26 protein-coding genes are annotated in these 22,496 nt (G+C 37.9%); 19 read left to right on the top strand and 7 right to left on the bottom strand.

The features are described 5' to 3' along the window. The first annotated feature begins 70 nt into the window (after positions 1 to 70). Positions 71 to 193, top strand: a complete 123-nt coding sequence (locus VB264_RS22740) for a hypothetical protein (RefSeq protein ID WP_323253324.1) — start codon at positions 71 to 73, stop codon at positions 191 to 193. A gap of 40 nt (positions 194 to 233) precedes the next feature. On the opposite strand, the gene VB264_RS22735 is transcribed toward VB264_RS22740, so the two are convergent. Further along, on the bottom strand, positions 234 to 863 hold the full coding sequence (locus VB264_RS22735; protein WP_323253322.1) for a hypothetical protein: 630 nt from the start codon (positions 861 to 863) through the stop codon (positions 234 to 236). A gap of 218 nt (positions 864 to 1,081) precedes the next feature. Between VB264_RS22735 and VB264_RS22730 the strand changes: the two genes are divergently transcribed. The 9 genes from VB264_RS22730 to VB264_RS22690 all read left to right on the top strand — a co-directional run bounded on the left by VB264_RS22730 (position 1,082) and on the right by VB264_RS22690 (position 7,939). Next, positions 1,082 to 1,711, top strand: coding sequence for a glycosyl hydrolase 108 family protein (locus VB264_RS22730; RefSeq protein WP_323253320.1), 630 nt, complete (start codon positions 1,082 to 1,084; stop codon positions 1,709 to 1,711). Beyond that, positions 1,695 to 2,099: a hypothetical protein gene (locus VB264_RS22725; protein ID WP_323253318.1), complete on the top strand. Its 405-nt coding sequence runs from the start codon at positions 1,695 to 1,697 to the stop codon at positions 2,097 to 2,099. The genes VB264_RS22730 and VB264_RS22725 overlap by 17 nt, the downstream gene beginning before the upstream one ends. Continuing rightward, positions 2,065 to 2,367, top strand: coding sequence for a hypothetical protein (locus VB264_RS22720; RefSeq protein ID WP_323253317.1), 303 nt, complete (start codon positions 2,065 to 2,067; stop codon positions 2,365 to 2,367). The genes VB264_RS22725 and VB264_RS22720 overlap by 35 nt, the downstream gene beginning before the upstream one ends. Positions 2,368 to 2,428: 61 nt before the next feature. Next, positions 2,429 to 2,677, top strand: a complete 249-nt coding sequence (locus VB264_RS22715) for a hypothetical protein (protein WP_323253315.1) — start codon at positions 2,429 to 2,431, stop codon at positions 2,675 to 2,677. 120 nt (positions 2,678 to 2,797) lie between these two features. Beyond that, on the top strand, positions 2,798 to 3,406 hold the full coding sequence (locus VB264_RS22710; protein ID WP_323253313.1) for a hypothetical protein: 609 nt from the start codon (positions 2,798 to 2,800) through the stop codon (positions 3,404 to 3,406). Positions 3,407 to 4,034: 628 nt separating this feature from the next. Then, positions 4,035 to 4,856 (top strand): hypothetical protein, encoded by an 822-nt coding sequence (locus tag VB264_RS22705; RefSeq protein ID WP_323253311.1) that lies wholly within the window; start codon positions 4,035 to 4,037, stop codon positions 4,854 to 4,856. A gap of 4 nt (positions 4,857 to 4,860) precedes the next feature. Next, positions 4,861 to 6,228, top strand: a complete 1,368-nt coding sequence (locus VB264_RS22700) for a phage portal protein (protein ID WP_323253309.1) — start codon at positions 4,861 to 4,863, stop codon at positions 6,226 to 6,228. A gap of 446 nt (positions 6,229 to 6,674) precedes the next feature. Beyond that, complete coding sequence (locus tag VB264_RS22695; RefSeq protein WP_323253307.1) at positions 6,675 to 7,508, top strand: hypothetical protein; 834 nt, start codon at positions 6,675 to 6,677, stop codon at positions 7,506 to 7,508. After that, on the top strand, positions 7,508 to 7,939 hold the full coding sequence (locus VB264_RS22690) for a hypothetical protein (RefSeq protein WP_323253305.1): 432 nt from the start codon (positions 7,508 to 7,510) through the stop codon (positions 7,937 to 7,939). Before VB264_RS22695 ends, VB264_RS22690 begins: the two co-directional genes overlap by 1 nt. 1,033 nt (positions 7,940 to 8,972) lie before the next feature. Here the strand turns inward: VB264_RS22690 and VB264_RS22685 are convergent. The 6 genes from VB264_RS22685 to VB264_RS22660 all read right to left on the bottom strand — a co-directional run bounded on the left by VB264_RS22685 (position 8,973) and on the right by VB264_RS22660 (position 12,363). Beyond that, the gene (locus VB264_RS22685) at positions 8,973 to 9,389 is read right to left on the bottom strand and encodes a hypothetical protein (RefSeq protein ID WP_323253303.1); all 417 of its coding nucleotides are present in this window, start codon (positions 9,387 to 9,389) and stop codon (positions 8,973 to 8,975) included. A gap of 557 nt (positions 9,390 to 9,946) precedes the next feature. After that, a complete protein-coding gene (locus tag VB264_RS22680; RefSeq protein WP_323253301.1) occupies positions 9,947 to 10,882 on the bottom strand; it encodes a HipA domain-containing protein in 936 nt (311 codons plus the stop codon). Next, positions 10,875 to 11,210, bottom strand: a complete 336-nt coding sequence (locus VB264_RS22675; protein WP_323253299.1) for a HipA N-terminal domain-containing protein — start codon at positions 11,208 to 11,210, stop codon at positions 10,875 to 10,877. The genes VB264_RS22680 and VB264_RS22675 overlap by 8 nt, the downstream gene beginning before the upstream one ends. Further along, positions 11,203 to 11,409: a helix-turn-helix transcriptional regulator gene (locus tag VB264_RS22670; RefSeq protein ID WP_309924058.1), complete on the bottom strand. Its 207-nt coding sequence runs from the start codon at positions 11,407 to 11,409 to the stop codon at positions 11,203 to 11,205. The genes VB264_RS22675 and VB264_RS22670 overlap by 8 nt, the downstream gene beginning before the upstream one ends. A 455-nt stretch (positions 11,410 to 11,864) precedes the next feature. Beyond that, positions 11,865 to 12,221, bottom strand: coding sequence for a hypothetical protein (locus VB264_RS22665; protein ID WP_323253297.1), 357 nt, complete (start codon positions 12,219 to 12,221; stop codon positions 11,865 to 11,867). After that, on the bottom strand, positions 12,205 to 12,363 hold the full coding sequence (locus VB264_RS22660) for a hypothetical protein (RefSeq protein WP_323253295.1): 159 nt from the start codon (positions 12,361 to 12,363) through the stop codon (positions 12,205 to 12,207). Before VB264_RS22660 ends, VB264_RS22665 begins: the two co-directional genes overlap by 17 nt. 460 nt (positions 12,364 to 12,823) lie before the next feature. Between VB264_RS22660 and VB264_RS22655 the strand changes: the two genes are divergently transcribed. From VB264_RS22655 to VB264_RS22615, 9 genes are all read left to right on the top strand, one after another. Continuing rightward, positions 12,824 to 14,149, top strand: coding sequence for an AAA family ATPase (locus VB264_RS22655; RefSeq protein ID WP_323253293.1), 1,326 nt, complete (start codon positions 12,824 to 12,826; stop codon positions 14,147 to 14,149). Further along, positions 14,139 to 14,837, top strand: a complete 699-nt coding sequence (locus VB264_RS22650) for an RloB family protein (RefSeq protein ID WP_323253291.1) — start codon at positions 14,139 to 14,141, stop codon at positions 14,835 to 14,837. The genes VB264_RS22655 and VB264_RS22650 overlap by 11 nt, the downstream gene beginning before the upstream one ends. A 390-nt stretch (positions 14,838 to 15,227) precedes the next feature. After that, on the top strand, positions 15,228 to 15,665 hold the full coding sequence (locus VB264_RS22645) for an acyl-CoA thioesterase (RefSeq protein WP_309924051.1): 438 nt from the start codon (positions 15,228 to 15,230) through the stop codon (positions 15,663 to 15,665). Between the two features lie 196 nt (positions 15,666 to 15,861). Further along, positions 15,862 to 16,443 (top strand): Crp/Fnr family transcriptional regulator, encoded by a 582-nt coding sequence (locus VB264_RS22640; RefSeq protein ID WP_309924049.1) that lies wholly within the window; start codon positions 15,862 to 15,864, stop codon positions 16,441 to 16,443. A gap of 143 nt (positions 16,444 to 16,586) precedes the next feature. Further along, positions 16,587 to 17,015, top strand: a complete 429-nt coding sequence (locus VB264_RS22635) for a nuclear transport factor 2 family protein (protein WP_323253289.1) — start codon at positions 16,587 to 16,589, stop codon at positions 17,013 to 17,015. A 142-nt stretch (positions 17,016 to 17,157) separates the two neighbouring features. Next, the gene (locus VB264_RS22630) at positions 17,158 to 18,024 is read left to right on the top strand and encodes a pirin family protein (protein ID WP_323253287.1); all 867 of its coding nucleotides are present in this window, start codon (positions 17,158 to 17,160) and stop codon (positions 18,022 to 18,024) included. A 10-nt stretch (positions 18,025 to 18,034) separates the two neighbouring features. Continuing rightward, positions 18,035 to 18,574: an NADPH-dependent FMN reductase gene (locus VB264_RS22625; RefSeq protein ID WP_323253285.1), complete on the top strand. Its 540-nt coding sequence runs from the start codon at positions 18,035 to 18,037 to the stop codon at positions 18,572 to 18,574. 13 nt (positions 18,575 to 18,587) lie between these two features. Further along, positions 18,588 to 19,334 carry an SDR family oxidoreductase gene (locus VB264_RS22620; RefSeq protein WP_323253283.1) on the top strand — a complete coding sequence of 249 codons (747 nt, stop codon included), beginning with the start codon at positions 18,588 to 18,590 and terminating at the stop codon, positions 19,332 to 19,334. A gap of 1,041 nt (positions 19,335 to 20,375) precedes the next feature. Next, the gene (locus VB264_RS22615) at positions 20,376 to 22,046 is read left to right on the top strand and encodes an erythromycin esterase family protein (protein WP_323253280.1); all 1,671 of its coding nucleotides are present in this window, start codon (positions 20,376 to 20,378) and stop codon (positions 22,044 to 22,046) included. The last annotated feature ends 450 nt before the right edge of the window (positions 22,047 to 22,496 follow it).

Raw genomic sequence — 22,496 nt, 5'->3', positions numbered from 1 at the left:
ATTGAGTGGGTTGTGAGTTAGTGATTGAGTGATTTTTTCAACCTTCAACCGAGGTACTCACCCGTTTTCTGTGGCACAGAACACAGTTGAAGCGAAAATCAGCGTTTCAAATCAGCGAAAATCTGCGGGTAATATTACACGCCTAGCTTATCCCAATATTGTGTTTTGTGAGCCACATACCACGGTTAAATAAAAAAAATCACTCAATCACAACTCACTCAATCACAACTAATTCACATAATATTCCCCATCACACTATCCAGCTCAGCCTTTGAAGGTTCTTTGGTTTTGCCTCCACTGCCCGCTATCGGTACGGGGCGTGCTAAAAGGCCAACGTTAGCAATCTCTTGGGTTACAGCCGAAAGGTCTGTTTGGGTGTCGGTTAGGTAATTCGTGAAGTCATCGTCGGTGCCAAAGTTCATTCTTTCAAAGTCTTTTAAAACCTTGTTCTTAAAAGCCCTTGGGGCATCTTTCAATGTTTCTTCTAGTAAGCTTTTGCGTGTTTCTGTTGTCTTTCCAGACTCCAACGCCGTCAACTTTTCAGTCAACTGTCTGTTGGCATCCATCAACCCCTTTGCCCACGCAGGCATGTCTGATGTGTCGGGTTCGGTAGCGCCCCCCTTTTTGTTTTCATCCTCTTTTCGCAAGGCGTCGGCTTTGGCTTTGGTGGCTTCCGTTCTGATGCGGTCGGTTTCCGACTGAAAACTTTTGGCTAATGTTTCGACCCCACCTACGGCGGTTTCAATCGCTGATTCTTCGAGAGTAGTGCTTGCCAACATATCGGCAATTCCATCGAGAATCTTTTCACTCAAACCCAAATTTTTGTACCTGTTTTTGAGCGAGGCTAAGATTTTTTCTTTCATAATTTTCAGAAGAATTGTAGATTTCTTGCACAAAGATATATGAAAAAAAAGTACCGTTGTATGCCCTTTTTGAATAAATTTGTATAATTCTTTTAGCCCAAAAGTTAACCTTCGTATTATCCGAACACTAGAAAATTTAGCTGGAAAAAATAATTTTATTTTTTTTCCAAAAGGCAAAAAAACTACACTTGAACACCTGAAAAAACACCTTTTTTTAAATGAACAAAAAAAAATTCATCCTTACAGTGGGCATTGTATTGAAGTCGGCTATTGCTTTTCCAGCAGACTTCAACCGCTATTTCCCGCATCTCCTCAAAGCCGAGGGTGTCTTGTTTACCGTCACCCAATACGACCGCGGAGGTGCCACCAAATACGGCGTGACCCTCAGCACCTACAAACGTGCCTGCCTGCGGGCCATCGCCCTTGCGTGCGACAAAGATGCCGACGGCAAGGTTTCTGCTTTCGACCTTGCCCTAACGACCCAGCACGACATCAAGCCCATTTATAAAGCCATGTACTGGAACTACGCCAACGCCCAAACCATCCACAACCAAGCCATCGCCGAAACCATCGTAGATATCCTCGTGAACTGTGGCCCTGGCAAAGACAAAGCCAACGTAAAGGCCATTCAGCGCATCGTAGGTGCCACGCCCGACGGCGTATTTGGGACAGCGACCATCCGCAAAATCAACAAGGCGAACACTAGAAAGCTTTACAGCAAAATCTACCAATACCGCACCCACTACTACCAAGCCATAGGCGTGGGTACTCAACGAAAATTCCTGCGGGGCTGGCTTAACCGCATCGAAAACTTAAAAAAAATCCACCTACATGAAAAGTACATTTAACACCATTTCCTCGCTGATTATCTGGTCAGGCCTTATCATCAGCGGACTAACAAGCTGTCAGGAATCGACGGCTACGACAGTCCACCATGCACCTACAGACTTGGCTGTACAGCTCCAGAAAACTAACCAGATAGCAGTGATGCGCAAAGAAGTCGAGAACGTCGCTCAGAACCAATTTGGGGTGTGCGACACCTGTGTAACGGGCTTTAAGTCGGTGATTATCGAAAACCGACTGCTGGCAAATGAACTGGCCAAACAGAACCTCAGGATGAAGCAAATCCTTGATAGCAACGAAGTAGAACTTCAGAAAATCCAGACTTTACATGCCACAAACCGCAAAACCCGACAAGATTATGAGCTTCGCTACGCTTTGGCAAACAATCAATAAAATAAAAACGGAACTCACCGCCGACAAGGTTTCCCTGCTCTTTGCCTTCTTGATTGTGGTGTTGATTGTAGTTTTTTCACAATGCTCCAAGCACTCAAAACCGCAGGAAAATCGACCACAGATAATGATTAAACCCTCTAAAAATGATAGCCTTATCCAACAGAAGTTTCGTAAGATTGATAGCACTATTGACGCTAACAATACCTATATCAACAACTTGCAAGGCGAACGCCTCCAAAGTTATATCGACAGTGTGTTTAAACAATAGCGATACTACCATTGCCCACTACCGCAAATTGTTGCCCAAGGGTTACTACATTTTCACAGAATTGGCGGCAAAAGATGCGCTGGCAAGCAAAATTAATGCAGAGGCATTTCAGCAAAAACTAAGCATCATGCAAAAGAGTTTGGAACAAACCTCAAGCGATTTAATGCTCAGGACTATCGAGCGAGATTTTTACCAGAATAGTTTGGTCGATAAAGAAAAGGTGGTGGCAAAACTCACCAGAAAGCTATTTTTTGCCAAGGTACTTAATTATATCGGCGGGGTGGTGATGGTGGTTGTTTTGATAAAATGATGATGCTAACACTAAAGTAGCACGAGTTTCCAACTCGTGAAGTCATGTACAAGTTGAAAACTCGTGAAATCATGTACGAGTTGGAAACTCGTGCTACATACATACCCTTTTCTACAACACATGAAAAAACAACATCGCCTTCAAATCGTAGCCGATTTATACAAAAAGGGCTATTCCGTCAGGAAGATAGCCGAGTTGGCACAGCAACGCATGGCTTCCGAAAAAGCCATCAGTGCCCAAACCATTCGGGCGGATATTGCTTTGCTAGTCGAAGAATGGCGACGGCAGAGAATGGGCAATATCGATGCAGCCATTCAATTAGAACTCGAACGGATAGACATGGCGATTACCGAACTGTGGGAAGCTTGGGAGAAATCTAAAACCGACTATCAACAGCATTCGGCGAAACAGAAAGGAAAAATATCGGTCAGCAAAAAAGAAAAGGAACAAGTCAGCCTGTTTGACGACGAAACGTTTATCAGCCTGACCGACACCGAGCAAGCCACCAAAGACGTAAAGGAATACGGCAACCCTCGGTACATCTCCGAAATCCGTTATCAGCTGATGGAACGCAGGAAACTCTTAGGTCTATACGCAACCGAACGAAATTTGAATACTGCCAAAAACAGCGAGCCTCCCACCCCTATTGGCAGGATGGTGAACCTCGACGATTTTACCGAAGTCGAAAAGAAACAACTCTTATTAATCGCCCGAAAAATTGAAAACTAATATCGACATACCCGATAGCCTGCTGATTGCCATTGAAAGGGAAGCCTGTCAACACTCGTTTTTCGAGTTCGTGCAGTCGTTTTGGGACGTCGTCATCAAAGAAGCGCCTGTGTACAACTGGCACATTCCTTTGCTGTGCGACGAACTCCAGACCCTCGCAAAGTCTATTATCAGTCGTGAGAAGAAACCCTACGACCTCATCATTAATATTCCACCAGGTACGACTAAGTCGACCATCAGTACTATTATGTTTCCCGCATGGCTCTGGACCCAAGACCCAAGCATCCGCATCATCACCAATTCGTATTCCAACGATTTGTCGATAGAACATTCCGTGAAAAGTCGGGATATTATTACGGCTGAAAAGTACAAAAGGTTGTTTCCCGAGGTGGTTATCAGGCGTGATAAATCGTCCAAAGGGGCTTATGAAAACACCCAGACGGGCGCACGCTACACCACCAGCACGGGCGGAACCATCACAGGGAAACACGCCCACGTAATTATCTCTGACGACCCCCTGAACCCCTCACAGGCGGCCTCTGATGCCGACCGCAAGACGGCTAATGAACATACCAAGACGTTGTCGTCACGAAAGGTGAATAAAGAAAACACGCCCGTGATAACCATCATGCAACGCCTCCACGACAAGGACGTCACGGGGTATTTGTTGGACAAAAAAGGCGAAAGCATCAGGCATCTTTGCTTACCTGCGGAGGTGTCCACAAAGGTAAGTCCGCCCGAACTAAAGGAATTTTACACCAATGGTTTGCTGGACATCAACCGTTTGAACAGGACTGTCTTGGAAGAAGCCAAGGTAGATTTAGGCAGTCGTGGCTATGCAAATCAGTACGAACAGTCGCCAAGCGAAGACGGTGGGAACATCATTAAAAAAGAATGGTTTCAGTATATTTCCAACAATGAGTTTGAACGTATACACACTACCGAACCCATTATTTTCTTTGCCGATACTGCCTATACGAACCGCTCGGAAGAAAACGACCCAAGCGGCATAATAGCCACCTGCCGAATCGGGAACGCCTTGTATATCACCAAAGCCAAAAAGGTATATTATAAATTTCCAGAATTGTTGCGGTTCTTGAGCGACTTCGCCCTTGCCAACGGCTACACCCACAACAGCAGTATCAGGATAGAACCCAAGGCAAACGGGCTTTCCATCATCCAAGTATTATCGGCACAAACGTCGTTGAATATCACCAAAACGCCCTCGCCCAAGGACGACAAAACTACCCGTTTAAACGCCCAAAGTCCGAAGATAGAATGTGGCAGGGTGTACTTGGTTTCGGACAATTGGAACGACGATTTTGTCGATGAAGTCTGCGGATTTCCCGTCAAGGAACACGACGAATACGTGGATTTAATCGCCTATGCCCTTGATTATCACCTGCCTAATTTCAATAAAACCGCTAATGATTTAGCAAAATTTTTCTAACAACATGAAAGTAATAGACATCACCAAAACCGAATCGATTGCCGATTCCATCCAAATGCTACAGTCGAACATCGACGACGTCAATATTGCAACCTATCAAAAACAGTATAAAATAGACGGACATAGCGTGTTGGACAAAACCAAACGCCCCGACAAGATAGTGCGCACCGATAACGAAGAGCAACGAGTAGAGAAAGTAGGGCGTATTCCGATAGCGTTTCAAAACAAAATCGTATCCACCGCCACGTCGTTTGCCTTTGGCAACCCAGTAGCGTTGCACGCCCAACCTAGTACCAACAACGAAAAGGCGGTAGTGTTGGCATTGCATAAAATACTGGAAGACAACAAGATAGACTCCTTCAATCGCAGGATGTGCAAGGACATCCTCCGCACGACACAGTTTGCCGAAATTTGGTACATCACCGAACTCGCCAAGCCTAGCAACGAGTACGGATTCTCGTCGAAATTCAAGCTAAAAGTACTACCAATTTCGCCTTGGGACGGCAACCGTTTGTATCCATTTTTCAACAAAAATCAAGACTTGGTGGCGTTCTCGCGACAGTTTTCCTTCAAAGACATCGACAACAAAACGACAGAATACTTTGAAACGTATACTGATGAAGAGACCTTGATTTGGGCAAAACCACAAGGCGGAACTTGGACAGAAGTGAGCCGTACCGCCAACATCATCGGTAAAATTCCCGTGGTATTCGGACAAGCAGAACAAACCGACTGGCACGACGTTCAGCACATCATCGAGCGACTAGAAACGCTATTATCCAACTTTGCCGACACCAACGACTACCACGGCGCACCAAAGATTTTTGTGCAAGGCGAAATACAGGGCTTTGCCAAAAAGGGCGAAACGGGCGCTATTATCCAAGGTTCAGTTGGGGCAACGGCACAATACCTTTCGTGGGACCATGCCCCCGAAAGCGTAAAGCTAGAAATAGACACACTTTTCAAGCTAATCTACTCGTTGACGCAGACGCCTGATATTAGTTTTGAATCGGTAAAAGGGCTGAACCAAATATCGGGCATTGCCCTAGAAATGTTGTTTCTGGATGCCCATTTGAAGGTACAAGACAAGCGAGAAATCTTCGACGAATACCTTCAGCGACGCATCAACATCATCAAAGCCTTCGTCGGCACGCTAAACACCACCCTAGCCAACGACGCCCAAAATGTACGTATCAAGCCCGAGATAGTACCCTTCACCCTCCGCGACAACAAGGAAGTAATCAATAACCTATTAGCCGCCAACGGCAACCAACCCCTCCTATCTCAAAAAACCGCCATCGCCCAATCAGGCCTAGTTCCCGATGCGGAGTTGGAGTATGAGGCTATTTTGGGGGAAGCTGGTAGAGGGTAGGCTGTCGGGTTTCAGCTTTCGGTCTTCGGCTTTCGGATGTCAGGTATCGGGGTTATTGATTTAGCGTTTCGCAGGAACGCCAAATCCTGAAGGGATGAAAGGATTATAGCAAACAAAAACGATTGCATCACCAAAACCCCGAAGGGGGTGATAGACTACGAGTTATCTATCACCCCTTCGGGGTTAAATATTTCCTAATTTCATCAAATGCTATAATCCTTTCATCCCTTCGGGATTGCTCTCCGCATTCGCTCGTTTCTAACGAGTGACTGCTATTATAAGGGCTTCTAGCCCAATGAAGGCAATTGATTGATTGTCTTCGTTTTTTTTGTTTATAATATTTGGTGATATGGAATAGTTTTGTCAAATTACTTTAAAATATTGAATCAAAATCAGCAATTTAAAGCATAATATTAACACTAAAAAAATATTGAAAATTTAGAACGATGTATCAAGGATTTAATTTAAAATTGTCGGAAAGAGTGCAAACAACTCTACTTGCAAAACATGTTCATCAAATATTATTTGATGAACATTATCTTGTAGAATTGTATGATAATCCTTATTTAGAAACTGGAAAAACCTTATTTGATAATGATAAAACGCAAATTCAAACAAGTTTAGATAAGTACCTTCTACCCAATAACTCGCTTAATGGAAGTGAAATTCAAAACAATTGGTTTCCTACAATTCAAGCTGACATTTTCCTTTCACATTCACACCAAAATGAAGAATTAGCATATAGACTTGCTGGCTGGTTATTTAATAAATTTGGACTTAAAACTTTTGTTGATTCAGCTATTTGGGGATACTCAGATAAATTACTGAGGATAATCGATAACGTATATTCTTGGGATGATCCAATAAAAAAAAACTTTTATTCTTATAAAAAAAGAAATCTTTCTACAAGCCATGTTTATTTAATGCTTCTTACAGCAATTAATAAAATGATAGATAATTGCGAGTGTATTATCTTTTTAAATACTCCAGATTCAATCTCATCAGAAGATACCATTAAAATGACATCTTCTCCATGGATTTATTCGGAAATAGCTCTTTGTAATACAATTGAAAAAAAGAAAAAAGAACGAACCTATCCAATAAGAGAATCACTTTCAAAAAGTGTATCACCCCTATTTTTATACAATGTAGATACAGAGCTATCACAATTTACTAATTTAGACATAAATGTATTAAAAAAATTGAGTACAAAGCAATATGATAATCCTCTAATGGCTTTAGATGAGTTGTATAAATTACCACTTAAAAATACAAAATAATGGCAGAAAACAAACTTAAACATTTGGAGTTTATCCAAAACACAATAACCAGAATGAGTACTAATTCATTCATTATTAAAGGGTGGTTAATTACTTTGATTTCAGCATCATTTGTCTTATCTGCTAAAGATAGTAACAATAGTTACATTGGGGTAACATTATTTGCAACACCAATTTTCTGGTTTCTAAATGGTTATTTTTTATGTCAAGAAAGAAGATACAGGAGTCTTTATAATAAAGTTCGTTTAAAGAAGGAGAAAAATATTGATTTTTCTATGGATGCAAGTCAATTTAACACTGGTAAAAACACCTTTGGGTCTTCAATGTTTTCAGTTTCAATTTATCCTCTTTATATAATTACATTTGTTGCTACAATTATAATATTGATGATTTTAAAAATAGATTTTAAGTCTCTTATTTGTAGTCATTAATTTTTCAAAAAACAAACAATCACTATGAAAGCATCTATTATACAAATTGGCGTTAAGTATCCACTTATATAACAGAAACGAATAGTTTATTATTAGAAATATATAACAATTGTCTATATGAAATATGTTACCATACATTTATGAATAATCCCCAGCTTGGCGTAGTCTTAGAGACTACGTCAGTGTGTACCGCAATGTTACATTGCAAAAATGCAACGCATTTTATAAGGTTGTGGGGTAGGCATCGCATTCTAATCCACAAGCTACCAACCTACTCTAATCTATGACCACACAAAGCGAGCGTAGAAAGTAAGTTTTATCCAAATCAATCCCGAAGGGATGAAAGGATGATAGCAAACAAAAATGACAGCATAACCAAAACCCCGAAGGGGTGATAGAAAACGAGTTATCTATCACCCCTTCGGGGTTAAATGTTTCCTAATTTCATCAAATGCTATAATCCTTTCATCCCTTCGGGATTGGTTTCCGCATTCGCTCGCTTCCAAGCGAGTAACTGTTATTATTTGGCTTCTAGCCTAACGAAGAGTAATAAAAATGAAGAAATCTTTATTTGAATTCTTAACCTCAACTTCTTTTTAAGGTTTTTAAAGATTTCTTGCTCCATTAAAAAATAATATACATTTTACTCATTTGCCACAAATGTATCCGCCTTTAATAGCGTTATATACTATAATTTATCTACTTTTCATTATTGAGTGAATCTATAAACAAACTCAATATTAATAGAAAAAATCTATAAGTAAAATAAAATACCATAAGGCTAAAAAGTAATATTCCAGTTGCTATCATTAAATAGCTAAGATTCATAGGCTCTGATAATAGCGTTTCTACTAAAATAATTAAGTAAGCAAGTATACCAATAGTAGCAACGCAGTAAAAAAAAAATTTAATATGTTGAGGTATCTTGGTTTCATTTTGATTGTTCATATCAAAATTATTTTGATTTTATATTATAATTTAAGTTCACTAAAAAAAGCCTTAATCTTCGTAAAGCAGTGATATAAACAAGCACTTACTGAACTTCAATTTTAACTAAGCTATCAATATTCATAGGGATTACAGGAAGCGTGATAAAATGAGATTTGCTCCCATAAACTAAGCTGTCTCGTAAAAAAATAGAATCAAAATAAAGTTGAACTCTCTTTCCTTTTGTATCAGTCAACCGAATGGATGTATTCGTAGTTACAAGCCGTTCTACTGTATTGCCATTTTTGTCTGTTACTTGTATTTTGTCTATCCCATTATAAAAATTCTTTCCGCCTTTTAAAGCAACGCCAAGTAATCCAAGTCTAAAATCATAAGCATCATTGATTTTGTTAGGATTAATATTGTGTAGTTGTTCTTTTAAAGAGGTTGAAGACATGTAGTAAGTCGTACAGGAAGTCAATGTCAAAGAAGTGATTATCAAAATAAAAAATAGTTTTTTCATGTGTTTTTTAGGAATTAAAAGTGAAATGGTTTGGCTACTTCCCATCCTTAGTTGGCTTTATTTCCTTAGCCGTCAGGCTAAGTTAGAAATGCTATCTTTGCGGTATAGAAAAAGTATTTCAAAGATACTTATTTATCATCAACTTGTTTTAAGGGCATACCTAAATTCTCAGCAATTGCTTGCTTCCAAATGAGAGATAATCCCTTCGGGATTGGTTGCTGCCTTTCCTATTGGTTGGAGACTTAAGTCCTACTGATTACCCACATCTTTTAAAAAAGTTGAAATGAAGATGTAATTATTGATAAAATTGGTTCAAATAGGCTTAAATCGCCTTTCAAACCGAGCGTCGGATGCCTCATGTTACAGTCTGACTACGTGAAGCTCTTATTTCTAGCGAGGGACTTAAGTCCCTCGCTAGAAATAAATACCTTGATTATCAATCATTTATATACTTATGGGGAATCAGTAGGACTTAAGTCACCCGCTAATAGGAAAGGTTACTCCCCCGCTAGGCATAGTCATTGACTACTACGCCAAGCGGAGGAGTAAAATCCACGCTATCTCAAAACAATAGCCCTATTATTAATCAAGTCTTGATACAATTGTTTGGATTTTTCGTCTAAAAAACTTTCGTTAATCTTCGCCAACATCAATGGAATTTTTAGGCTGAACTTTTTATAAATGTTCTCCTTTACTTTCTCGTTGATACCAAGGGTGTGGGCAAAGGTATCGAAATCAGTTTTTTTTAAACGATTTCTCTTTCCGTTGATGGTCAATGCCATTTCTTCTGTATCTTGAGGCATCGCCAGCTTTGTAGAGAGCAAATCGTAAGCAGGACTCAATTGAATTTCACCCATTTCATTGCTCATCAAAGAAAAATTCTTGAGGTGCATATCTGCATTACCTGTTAAAAAACAAAATACACTGATTTCAAAAAAAGTAATTACATCAAGTCCAGCATTGGTACTAAACTTTTTGATAGTTTTCCCAACCTTTTCCATCGATGCCCTGTATTTATGTTCCGTTAATGTTTCTGTTAATTGACATAGGTCTTCTACATGAATCTTCTTTCCTTTTTTTCGGTCAAATCGTTTTGTTAAATAGGCTAACTCACCTGAAATAAGTCTTATTAGCGTATGCTCAGCCGTTTTTATATCACACAGTGCCGCTAAATTCATAGTCAAGTCCTCATTTTCAGGCAATTGAGGATAATCATCAGAGGAAGGTTTTAAAATATAGTCTCCCTGTAAACCTACGATAGTAAACCTACGATGTCGTGTATCTATTTTCTCTAAATCCAACGAAAGTTTAGGCTGTACACCCGTTATAGCAATACTTGTGATGATGAGTTGCCTTGCCATTTCTTGAAGTTCTTCTTTGCCAAAAGCAATCTCAGGAACAGCCCCTACGCCAAATAGTTTCTTCGCACATTTCGGGTGAAAGTCACGCTCATTGTCAGCTAGGGCTTGGTAGCAATATAAACATTTATTCATGGTCGTCATCATTTAAAGCCTTGATACTTACCGCACCGATACAGTCGCCACAGACAGTTAACAGCAAGCCCATTCTATCACGCCGACTTACTTTCCAGTTTTCAATAGCAATATTTAATAGCCAACCTTCAGGGATGAGTCCATCAAAAAAAGGGAACAAGATTTTACTGAAATAAATATGCTCCGTAAGGGGTAATGTCAACGAAATAGCATGACAATCATTACTATTGAGGTAAGTCTCGTCGTATTGAAAATAATATCCCTCTTCGTTTTCGGTAATAATGCCTGCTAATTGGTCTTGATAAAATACCTTGCCTTTTCTATTCATCTTCAACCTCCTTTTTAATTACGCCTACCTCTGAGCCAAAAAGGGCTAAAATCTGGTTGACTTTATCAAGCCTTAAAGTAGGCTTCCCTTGTTCCAAATCTCGAACAAAGCGAAGCCCAACGCCTGATTTCATGGCAAGATCGGTTTGAGTCAGCCCTAAATTCCTTCTTTTCTCTTTGATAAATTGTACAATCTTCATCTGATTATACCCAATAGGGTATATTAATAATTAACCCAACTAAATTATACCTTTTCGGGTATAATGTCAAGTAGCATGACAAATTGTTGAGGTAAATAAATAATTTTATACCTGATAGGGTATAAAATTAAAAACTACAACCTAATTATACCTGATGGGGTATACTTCATACAATCTCTTGGCTTGATGTAGTCTTAGAGACCACGTCAGTGTGTACCGCAATGTTACATTGCAAAAATGCAACGCATTTTATAAGGTTGTGGGGTAGGCATCGCCTTCTAAACCCCAAGCTCCCAACCTACTCTATGACCACACAAAGCGAGCGTAGAGAGTAAGTTTTATCCAAATCAATCCCGAAGGGATGAAAGGATGATAGCATTCCGTGAAATCAGGAAACATTTAACCCTATAAGGGTGATAGCATGGCGAGTAACAAAAACCAACTTATCAATCCCCTTATAAACACGCTATACAGGATGTTTTCTTTATCGTTGGATACTGGCTTATCGGGAAGTTCTTCAGATAAGTATAGTCTGTAATCAATGTTTCTATTTCTTTATTATCTCCTAAATTCAACGTTTTCAATACCCGATACATTCCGCCAGCTACAGCAATGTATGCTCCGCTACAATCTACATAACGCAAGGATGTATTATGGCTTAAATCTAGGGTTGGCATAACGACCGAGTACACCTGTAAGTATTTTAAATTGGTAAAGTGCTCTATCCCACTCAACGTTTTCGGGCACTCCCCTGCATTAATGAACTTTAAAGTATCTATGTCCTTTATATCTTTATCAAAGTATCTGACCATTGATTTGCTTATCAGAATCATATTTTATTAGATTTCGCTCAAAAAACTCATCTGGTATCAACACAATGCTATTGGCATCTACATCGTCTTTTTTACACGAAAAAAGCAATAGCATCAAAATCAATATATTCGTTAGTCGCATAGGGTGTATTTATTGAAGGTTTACAAATTAATCTGTTTTCACAATTTACGCTATTCTAATTTCCTCCGCAATGTTAAATCGAATAAATGATAAAATGTTCCTACGCCTGGCGTAGTAGTCTAACACTCAACGTCGTCAACTTAAGAAAATCCTCCTATTCACAATGTAGCCCTTTCCTTAATAAAGCGTTTTGTTTGCAAGCTTTTTCTTGTTAGTATAGAAAATTCTTAATCAGCTTAATAGTGGCTTTTTGTAATAATCTGACAGAGTTATCTTAAGTTGACAACGTTGCGAGTAACACTACTCCAAGAGAGAGATGAATTTATCTAAAATATCCTATTTTACATATTAATGTAAAAAGAAAGCGTTTTTAACCATTTTTTTGCAAAAAATACACAAAAATGGCAGCTATATTACAAAATATTGCCATTTTTGTGTATAATTATTGACAACAAAAGATATGCTATTACAATTTTCGGTTAAAAACTTTAGGACTTTTAAAGACAAAGCAACGTTAAGTCTTGTAGCTTCAAACTATGACAAGGCTACTCGTGAATCTGAAAATATTTATCATGATAATAAATTCAATCTTAGGATTCTAAAAAGTGCTGTTGTATATGGTGCAAATGCAAGTGGAAAAAGTAAGCTATTTGAAGCTTTGATGTTTATGGAAAGGTTTGTAATTACTAGTTCGAAAGAAAGCAAAAAAGGAGATAAAATTGATGTTGAACCTTATAAATTGAATAGCGAAAGTGAGCATTCTCCTACCGAATTTGAGGTAATATTTATCTTTAAAAATGTAATGTATCGCTATGGATTTGAAGCAGACAGAAAAATGGTGATTTCAGAATGGCTATATTATAGACCAAATACTAAAGAGATTGAACTTTTCTATAGAGAAGGTAACAATTTTGAAATTCACCAAAAAAAATTCTCAAAAGCCAATACATTGGTTAAAGAAGGACTTGTAAGGGATAATGCTTTACTAATTTCAGTATCAGCACAGTTCAATGATGATACTTCCATTAGTGTATTAAATTGGTTTGAAAATTTGAAAACTATTTCGGGGCTTCATGAAGAAGGGTATCAAGGATTTACGATGAGTCAAACAGAAGACCGCCCTTATAAAGCTAAAATCTTAAGTTTATTGAAAGTCGCTGATTTAGGGATACAAGACATTAAGCTACAAAAACTAGATATCGACAAACTTTCGAAAAATGTACCTAAAGAGTTAGTAGATAAAATCAATAAAGAAGTTAATGAAGAAAAAGCTGAGTTTTTTTCAGATATTATAACAACTCATAAAAAATATGATATTAATAAAAAGGTAATTGATAGTGTATATTTTTCTTTAGATGATGATGAGTCATCGGGAACAAGAAAGATTTTTGCTTTAACAGGACCAATTATAGATGTTATTGAAAATGGATACATTTTGGTAGTTGATGAACTTGATGCCAAGTTACATCCAAACTTAGTATGCAAACTTGTATCTTTATTTAATTCCAAGGATTTGAATAAAAAGAATGCTCAGCTAATTTTCAACACGCACGATACAAACTTATTAAGTTCAGGACTTTTTAGACGTGATCAAATTTGGTTTACAGATAAAAATCAATTCGGAGAAGCTAAGCTTTATTCTCTAGCGGATTTTAAATCAGATGAAGTAAGAAAGACAGAGTCATTCGAAGAAAACTATATCAATGGTAAATATGGAGCTATCCCATTTTTAGGCTTTTTTGATAATCTCAACACCATCTTGCCAGCATATGAAAATGAAGGATAAAAAAGCTGAGCAAAATGCAGCTAAGGAAAAACACAGAGAACAACTAAAAGCAAATAGAAGGGCTGAATCAAGCTTAGATAGACCTACCCCTGTATTAATTGAAAAACCTACAATACTAATTGTTTGTGAAGGAGAAAACACTGAACCTTCTTACTTTAAACAATTCAGGCTTTCTTCAGCTACTATAAAGGCTGTAGGTGAAGGATATAACACTACTTCATTAGTAAATAGAGCTTTGCAATTAGCTAATAAAGGAAAGTATGAGCAGGTTTGGTGTGTATTTGATAAAGATGACTTCAATAACAATAGCTTTAATGATGCCATAAAGATTGCTGAAGCAAACAGATTTGGAGTGGCTTATTCAAATCAATCTTTTGAATATTGGATAATTCTTCACTTTGAAGACCACCAAGGGGGTAATATGCCAAGAATAGATTATGATATAAAAATAAATAAACTGTTAAAACCCTATAATTTAAAATATGAGGGCAATAAAAGCAAACTTATTACAGAGGATATATTTCAATTATTAAACGACATAGATACTGATACAGGTAAAGAAAGAGTAAAATTAGCAATCAAAAGAGCCGAACGCAATTATAATCAATTTGACCATACTAATCCAGCAATTGAAGAATCTTCAACTACAGTTTTTAAATTAGTTAGTGAGTTATTAAAATATGTTTAATATTAATCATTAACCCTCTACAGAATTTTACTCTCCCCCGCTTGGCGTAGCTTAAAGACTAAGCCAAGCGGGAGATTTTTTTAAGTATCCAACTAAATAATGTAAAGCCGATTGAGCATTCTAACAAAAAAAACTCAAATAGATAAACACCAATAGTGAAAGATTTACCATTTTCATTTTTTAAGTAAATGTAAGTATTCCATATTATGACAAAAAGGCAAATAGCAAAACCCACATAGAAGCTTAAGCTAATCCAAAAGTGATTACGCTTTTGAATACTTTTCCAATGATAAAAAGAGAAAGTCCAGCAGATGAAAACAACGAGTGTTGTAATGAAAATGTATATCATAGTGTTTAGTTTTACTAAATTTATACATTAATCAGATAATTATGACTTCATTCAACAAAAAAATAGCCATCAGATGGGCCGACCTAGACCCTAACTTTCATGTAAGGCACAGTGTTTATTATGATTTTGGCGCACAGCAAAGGGTTGAAATCCTGACAGAACTCGGCTTGACGCTCGATGTAATGCAGACTAACAATTTTGGTCCAATCCTGTTTCGTGAAGAATGTGTTTTCAGAAAAGAAATCAGAATAGGACAAGACATATCCATAGAAGCCAAAATGGCAAAACTGAATGCTGATGCCTCTCGGTGGACGATTAGGCATCTTTTCCTCAATACAGAAAATAAAGTTTGTGCCACACTAACGCTAGACGGCACTTGGCTTGATACCAGCACACGCAAACTACTTAATCCCATCCCTGATATTATTCAGCAAGTAATGCGTTCCTTCCCAAAAACAGAAGATTTCGTTATGACCTAATGGGTATGAATAGGTTTTAAAAACTCTCATGGCATGACTTCTAATTCACTGGAAGTCGTGCCATGAGTAAGATTGTTATTCATCCCTCCACTGGCGTGGTCTTAGACTAATACTAACGTAGCAACGATGCCATGAACAAACAATTACGAAACATTATTTATACCTTTGCATCTGCTTAATTTAATCATCAAAACCAATGTACAAAAACCTTTTGGCATACATCAACCAATATGCTAATTTACCCCTTACAAGCGAAGAAGAATCCTTAATTGAAGCGACTTTCCAACCCAAAAAGCTAAGGAAGAAACAATACTTTTTGCAAGAAGGTGATGTCTGTAAATACGTTGGTTTTATTGTAAAAGGTGCGATGCGACAATACAGTGTAGATGACAAAGGCGTAGAACATATAGTACACCTGTACATCGAAAACTATTGGGCAGGCGACCGTGAAAGTTCTATTATGCTTACGCCTTCGAATTATAATATTGATGCTTGGGAAGATACCGAAATGCTGATTATTACAAGGGCCGAAATGCTGGATTTAATGGAAAAAATACCTGCATTGGTAAAAATGATACGACTCATGGACGAAAGAAATGCCATTGCTAACCAACGAAGACTAAGCTCTACTATCAGTAATACTGCCGAAAAACGTTATGAAGAATTTGCAGATAATCACCCCCAGTTTATCCAACGTTTTCCGCAACACATCATTGCTTCTTATTTGGGTATTACCAAAGAAACTTTAAGCAGAATCAGAAAACAAGCGATGAAGTAGTTTTCCATTTTAAAGCTTGATTTTACAGAACCGTTGATAAATGTCAACGGTTTTTTTTATCATATCTCATCGTTACAGGGCTTGCCTATGATGCAATTTTGTATCGTTAAATCAATAAAGAAAAAACATTAAATTTCAATAAAATGGAAAATACAACAAACACAGCAGCTACTCAACTTCTTCGTAATAGTTTAGATACATTTCTTGCCAAGGATATGAAAGGGTGGTCAGCGCTTTGTGCGGAGGATGTAGTTGCCGAATTTCCTTTTGCCCCAGAAGGTACACCAGCAAGGTTTGAAGGTCGTGAAGCACTTTATGAATACTTACGCAACTACCCAAGTTTTATAGATGTAAAATCTATCCCTACCTTAAAAATCTATGCTACTGATGATGCTAACGTTGCCATTGCAGAATGGAGTGCATCGGGTGTAGTAATTAGCAATGGTAATCCTTATGAAATGAGCTATGCCACTTTTGTAACTTTCCGTGATGGGCTTATTATAAACTACCGTGAATACTGGAATCCGCAAGCTTTTATGAAAGCAATGAGCGGTGGTAGTTTTGCTGAATAATAGCGATCGATACCAAGTTGAAAATGTATGGTTTTAAACAAATTTCAAAAAGCGTTGATATATGTCAACGCTTTTTTTTATCAAATCTCATCGTTTTAGGGCTTCGTTCGGGTGCAATTTTACACCATCAAAACATATAGTTATGAAAAAGCAAACAAGTTTTTCAACAAAAGGAAATAGCGCCGATTTAGGTCCTTTAAGTATCAGTAGAATGTTGCCCAATCGCTACGCCGACAAAGTTGGGCCTTTTGTGTTTCTGGATTATGTCGCACCTGCCATCAAAGAAATTATCACTACAAATGGCATGGGGGCTCATCCGCATCGGGGCATTGCTACGTTGACGTATGTGCTTCAAGGCGAAGTGGAACATTTTGATAGTGCTGGGAATACTGGCAAAATACATTCGGGTGGGGCACAATGGATGAAAGCAGGCAATGGAATAATCCACGATGAGAATTTTAATTACGATAGCCAAACGGACAGTAAATATATACACGGTCTTCAGTTTTGGCTCAACTTACCCGCTAAAAACAAAGCAGAAAAACCTGCTCATTTAGCAATTCAAGCCAATGAAGTACCTATAAAAACATTACCTAACGAAGACGGATGGATAAAGGTAGTTGTAGGCAAGTACGAAGAATTGAGTTCAATTATTCCTAATTATTCAGCGCAGTTTTTGTATCATGTCCATTTGAATGCAGGGAAACAATTTTCGCTTGAAATAAAAGATAAAATTGAAGTTGCTGCTTTTTTACCCACGCAAAATGCGGTATTAAATGATACCGAATTTCAAAAAGGAGAGTTTGTAGAATTTGATAGAGAAGCAGGTGAAATTGAGCTAAAAAACACATCCGATGTAGCCATTGATATATTACTTTTTGGTGGTGAAGAATATACAGAGCCCATTGTAGCCGAAGGTCCTTTTGTGATGAACACCCAAGGCGAAATAGCAGATGCCTATCGGGATTTTTATGCAGGAAAATACGGAAAAATTAAATTGACAAAATAAAACGAAGACCATGAAAATACTAGCATTTGCAGGAAGTAACAGTACTGCTTCTATTAACAAAAAATTAGTAACCCATACCTCTACTTTTTTCGAGAACCATTCTATAGAGGTTTTGGATTTGAATGATTATGAAATGCCATTGTTTGGCGTAGATAAAATTCCTACAATTGGCATCCCACAATTGGCACTAGATTTTGCTAAAAAAATTGACGAAAGTGATTTATTGCTTATTGCGCTTGCAGAAAACAATGGGTCATATTCAGTTGCTTTTAAAAATATTTACGATTGGATTTCTATCGTTCCCGAACGCAAAGCATTTGGCGACAAACCTGTTTTTGTATTAGCTACTTCTCCAGGATTAAGAGGTGGAGCTTCGGTATTAGAATTAGCCAAAAATACACTTCCATATTATGGTGCAAAAGTTATTGAAACGTTTCTATTACCAAGTTTCTACGAAAACTTTGATGCTGAAAACGGAATTGTAAATACTGAATTTGCCACCGAGCTTAAAACGAAAATTGAAAAAATAAAGGTAGATTTTTTGGGGTAAAAATTAAACAACCATGACAGCATCAACAAAAAAAGTGGCATTAATAACAGGTGCTGCAACAGGTATCGGTCGTTCTATTGCCATCCGTTTAGCACAAGACGGCATTGCGGTAGCCGTTAATTTCATGGGGAACCCCCAACAAGCCGATGAAGTAGTGAATGAAATCAAAGAAGCTGGGGGCTCAGCTATAAGATTTCAAGCAGATGTTAGTTCGGTAGCCGAAATCACTAAGCTTTTTAATGATGTCACTATAGCATTTGGTGGTATTGATATTGTTGTAGCCAATGCTGGTATTGCGGTGATGGGTATTCCCATTGCTGATGTTACTGAAGCTGACTTCGACCGTATCAATGCGGTAAATTATAAAGGGACCTACTTTGTGTTGCAACAGGCAGCTAAACACGTTAGGAATGGTGGACGAATTATTCAGATTTCTTCCACAAGCTCACTTTATCCAGCAGCGGGTCTTGGTATTTATGCTCCTAGTAAAGCCGCTGGCAAAGTAGTTACTGAAATATTGGCACAGGAACTTGGTCATCGTCAAATTTCAGTGAATAGTGTTTTCCCTGGCCCAACAAAGACTCCTTTAATGGAAAAAGAGGTTTCAAAAGAAGAATTGGGAAGGATTGGGCAAGCAATGACCCTAGGAAGAATGGGTGAACCAGAGGACATCGCAGGTGTAGTGGCATTCCTTGCTAGTCCAGCAGGAGCTTGGGTAAATGGTCAACAAATCATTGTAAATGGTGGTGGTAGGGTATAAGGTGCTATCAACATTTCATCCCTTCAGTATTGCTCCTCCGAAGTCGCTCGCTTCAAAGCAAGTGACGACTATTACAAGGCTTCTAGCCCTATTGATTACCCACAAGCATATAAACAATTGATAATCAACGTGTTTATTTCTAGCGAGGGACTTAAGTCCTACTGATTACCCACAAGTATATAAATAACTAACAATCAATATCTTATCTCTAGCGAGGGACTTAAGTCCCTCGCTAGAGATAAGGGCTTCAACGCTTGGTTTTAAAGACTATTTATGTACATTTAAGCTAATTTAATCAATAATAACATTTCCATTTCAACTTTTTAAAAGATGTGGGTAATCAGTAGGACTTAAGTCCCTCGCTAGATATAAGAGTTTCAAGTAGTCAGGCTATGACATGAGGCGACTGACGCTCGGTTTTCCGCCGTTGTTAGCGTTCGTTCTCCAACAACACGTGCGAAAGCAACGCACCATTTATCAAAAAATATGACGTGACTGAGGCATAATTTGGTGGTGAAAACACCACCCCCGCTTGGCGAATTCCCTTTGCTGGATGAGGGCTGGTGAAGACACCAGCCTTGGGTAAAAAACAATTGATAATCAACGTGTTTCCCGCCGTTGTTGGAGTTCGTTCTCCAACAACACGTGCGAAAGCAACGCACCAATTATCAAAAAATATGACGTGGCTGAAGCATAATTTGGCGGTGAAAACACCACCCCCGCTTGGCGAATTCCCTTTGCTGGATGAGGGCTGGTGAAGACACCAGCCTTGGGTAAAAAAGTATTTAAACAATTGATAATCAACATGTTTATATCTAGCGAGGGACTTAAGTCCCTCGCTAGATATAAGAGTTTTCCGCCCTTGTTAGCGTTCGTTCTCCAACAACACGTGCGAAAGCAACGCACTATTTATCAAAAAATATGACGTGGCTGAGGCATAATTTGGCGGTGAAAACACCACCAAAGGCGAAAAACACCACCAAAGACGAAAGTAACAAAGGTTGTATATCTATCTAATCATAAACCTCATCAATTTTTAAAATGAGAATATATTCTACCATAATTTTTTTAGCGGCTTTAGGCTTTTTAACGTATAACTACGATAGTTTAATAATTGATGCTGAGATTTATCCAATCATCAAAGCACATTTTATTCCTGTAAAATATAATAGTGAGCAGTCTATCGATAAGTTTGTACAGTCTCAAAAAGGGTTCGCTGACAAACAAATCATTGGCATTGGCGAAGCTACCCATGGCACCGCTGAATTTAGGGAAGTTTTCGCTAACCTTACCAAAAGTTTAATTAAACATAAAGGCTTTAATGTGCTTTATTGGGCAGAAAAAGAATATTACGAGTCGGTTGCCCTCAATCAATATGTATTAGGACTAAATGATAGCATTCCTGTGTCTATACTGTTGAGGAATGACTCTGAACATGACAGAAATCTAGTAAGTTGGATTAAAACCTACAACCAAACAAAGAGCGAAAAAGATAAAGTTTGGATACTGTGTGGTGACTTATATTCTGTTACTGGTCTGGCAAGAAACATTTTGTTTTTGTGTAAAACCTACCATATTACCTTATCTAATACAGAGTATGATGTGCTGTACGATTTAGCTTTTATGCCTTACGGATATAATTGGCAAGATAAAAAATATGAATACAACTACCTTATTAATACCCTTAAAGCCATAGAAATTAAGACCAAGGGAATAAAAAATGATGGAAGTTTACAACAAGCTATTTTGCTAAATACCTTTAATGTAATTCAGAATGACCTAAAACGTATTTATTCCAAAGATAAACTGGTGAGAGATACCAATATGTTTGAAATTTTAGCGTGGGCAAAGGCATTGAGGGAAAATGCCAATATTATTATTTTTGCCCATAATTCACACATAGAAAAAGGAGAAGGAAATATCATGACCTATGAAAATGGACGCCGCCTAGGGAAACTTATCAACAATAAATATAAAGACCAATATTATACCCTTGCTACCGAAGTAGAAAATGGATTTTATAATGCTAGAGTGTCAAAAGAACCCATTGAAATTTGTACGGCAAACAATAAGATAGGAAATATTATCGGAAAAAGCACAAACGATTCGAGCGGGTTTTTAGCTTTTAATTCAAGCAAAGAGGTATTTGATTTTTTTTCAGAAAAACTAAAGATTACCTACGGTGTTAATAATACAGAAAATGCTTATTGTTCAATCCATAAAAATACCTCGGAGGCATTTGATGGATTGTTCTGGATAAAAACATCGACACCTTTAGTCAGGGCAAATCCTTTTTTTAATGGAATAACAGCATATATAAATCCTGAAAAGTATCATCTCAAAGATAGTATCAATATAAGCTATGAGGTTCAGTACAAAAAATACTACGGAAAAGATGGCTATGATGATATGCCCAATTTACTATTTGTATTTTTTGATAAACAGGAACAGATAGTAAGCTATACAGGCTTGCCACTAAACAATGGCAAAGGAAGTTATACCGTAAAGATACCTAACAATGTTGCTAAAATTGGTGTACAATTTGGAGCAGACAACCTTCATTCTTTTACATTAAAAAACCTAAAGTGTAATAATGTTTCAGTTAATCTCCGAACTGCATATTATACTACTTTCAATTACGCTGTACAAAGAGATTCCACCCAATTTCAGTTTAAAATAAAAGAAGCTTTTGTACATGAGCCTGGCTTATGATGAGTGGAGAGTTGTGAGTGCGGAGTTGTGAATTTTTGGAGCGGTGAATTTCCGCCGTTGTTGGAGTTTGTTCTCCAACAACACGTGCGAAAGCAACGCACCATTTATCAAAAAATATGATGTGGCTGAGGCATAATTCCCGCCGTTGTTGGAGTTTGTTCTCCAACAACACGTGCGAAAGCAACGCACCATTTATCAAAAAATATGATGTGGCTGAGGCATAATTTGGCGGTGAAAACACCAGCAAAGGCGAATGTCTAACAACCTCATCCCCCAGCCCCTTCTCCTTCAGAGAAGAGCAGACTCTGGGGTCGAGAGCTCCCCTCTCTGAAGCAGGGCTGTTAAGTTCTAATATTGGAACATAGTTCTTTGAAATTTTGACCAAATATTATTTGGGCGTACTTAATAGAATCATTGACATTTTGTCTGAGATAATTAAGTGAAATAGCA

It is taken from the genome of Arcicella aquatica, assembly GCF_034928825.1.
GTDB classification, from domain to species: Bacteria; Bacteroidota; Bacteroidia; order Cytophagales; family Spirosomataceae; genus Arcicella; species Arcicella aquatica.
This window is presented reverse-complemented; position numbering and strand designations above follow the sequence as displayed.

Bases quoted from the DNA above. Each gene is read 5' to 3' on its own strand.
- VB264_RS22720 (WP_323253317.1), top strand. From the start codon at position 2,065: ATGAGCTTCGCTACGCTTTGGCAAACAATCAATAAAATAAAAACGGAA.
- VB264_RS22675 (WP_323253299.1), bottom strand. From the start codon at position 11,210: ATGAATAGAAAAGGCAAGGTATTTTATCAAGACCAATTAGCAGGCATT.
- VB264_RS22665 (WP_323253297.1), bottom strand. From the start codon at position 12,221: ATGGTCAGATACTTTGATAAAGATATAAAGGACATAGATACTTTAAAG.
- VB264_RS22660 (WP_323253295.1), bottom strand. From the start codon at position 12,363: ATGCGACTAACGAATATATTGATTTTGATGCTATTGCTTTTTTCGTGT.
- VB264_RS22735 (WP_323253322.1), bottom strand. From the start codon at position 863: ATGAAAGAAAAAATCTTAGCCTCGCTCAAAAACAGGTACAAAAATTTG.
- VB264_RS22640 (WP_309924049.1), top strand. From the start codon at position 15,862: ATGTACAAAAACCTTTTGGCATACATCAACCAATATGCTAATTTACCC.
- VB264_RS22650 (WP_323253291.1), top strand. From the start codon at position 14,139: ATGAAGGATAAAAAAGCTGAGCAAAATGCAGCTAAGGAAAAACACAGA.
- VB264_RS22635 (WP_323253289.1), top strand. From the start codon at position 16,587: ATGGAAAATACAACAAACACAGCAGCTACTCAACTTCTTCGTAATAGT.
- VB264_RS22670 (WP_309924058.1), bottom strand. From the start codon at position 11,409: ATGAAGATTGTACAATTTATCAAAGAGAAAAGAAGGAATTTAGGGCTG.
- VB264_RS22695 (WP_323253307.1), top strand. From the start codon at position 6,675: ATGTATCAAGGATTTAATTTAAAATTGTCGGAAAGAGTGCAAACAACT.
- VB264_RS22645 (WP_309924051.1), top strand. From the start codon at position 15,228: ATGACTTCATTCAACAAAAAAATAGCCATCAGATGGGCCGACCTAGAC.
- VB264_RS22705 (WP_323253311.1), top strand. From the start codon at position 4,035: ATGCAACGCCTCCACGACAAGGACGTCACGGGGTATTTGTTGGACAAA.
- VB264_RS22690 (WP_323253305.1), top strand. From the start codon at position 7,508: ATGGCAGAAAACAAACTTAAACATTTGGAGTTTATCCAAAACACAATA.
- VB264_RS22630 (WP_323253287.1), top strand. From the start codon at position 17,158: ATGAAAAAGCAAACAAGTTTTTCAACAAAAGGAAATAGCGCCGATTTA.
- VB264_RS22615 (WP_323253280.1), top strand. From the start codon at position 20,376: ATGAGAATATATTCTACCATAATTTTTTTAGCGGCTTTAGGCTTTTTA.
- VB264_RS22725 (WP_323253318.1), top strand. From the start codon at position 1,695: ATGAAAAGTACATTTAACACCATTTCCTCGCTGATTATCTGGTCAGGC.
- VB264_RS22710 (WP_323253313.1), top strand. From the start codon at position 2,798: ATGAAAAAACAACATCGCCTTCAAATCGTAGCCGATTTATACAAAAAG.
- VB264_RS22655 (WP_323253293.1), top strand. From the start codon at position 12,824: ATGCTATTACAATTTTCGGTTAAAAACTTTAGGACTTTTAAAGACAAA.
- VB264_RS22730 (WP_323253320.1), top strand. From the start codon at position 1,082: ATGAACAAAAAAAAATTCATCCTTACAGTGGGCATTGTATTGAAGTCG.
- VB264_RS22680 (WP_323253301.1), bottom strand. From the start codon at position 10,882: ATGAATAAATGTTTATATTGCTACCAAGCCCTAGCTGACAATGAGCGT.
- VB264_RS22700 (WP_323253309.1), top strand. From the start codon at position 4,861: ATGAAAGTAATAGACATCACCAAAACCGAATCGATTGCCGATTCCATC.
- VB264_RS22620 (WP_323253283.1), top strand. From the start codon at position 18,588: ATGACAGCATCAACAAAAAAAGTGGCATTAATAACAGGTGCTGCAACA.
- VB264_RS22685 (WP_323253303.1), bottom strand. From the start codon at position 9,389: ATGAAAAAACTATTTTTTATTTTGATAATCACTTCTTTGACATTGACT.
- VB264_RS22625 (WP_323253285.1), top strand. From the start codon at position 18,035: ATGAAAATACTAGCATTTGCAGGAAGTAACAGTACTGCTTCTATTAAC.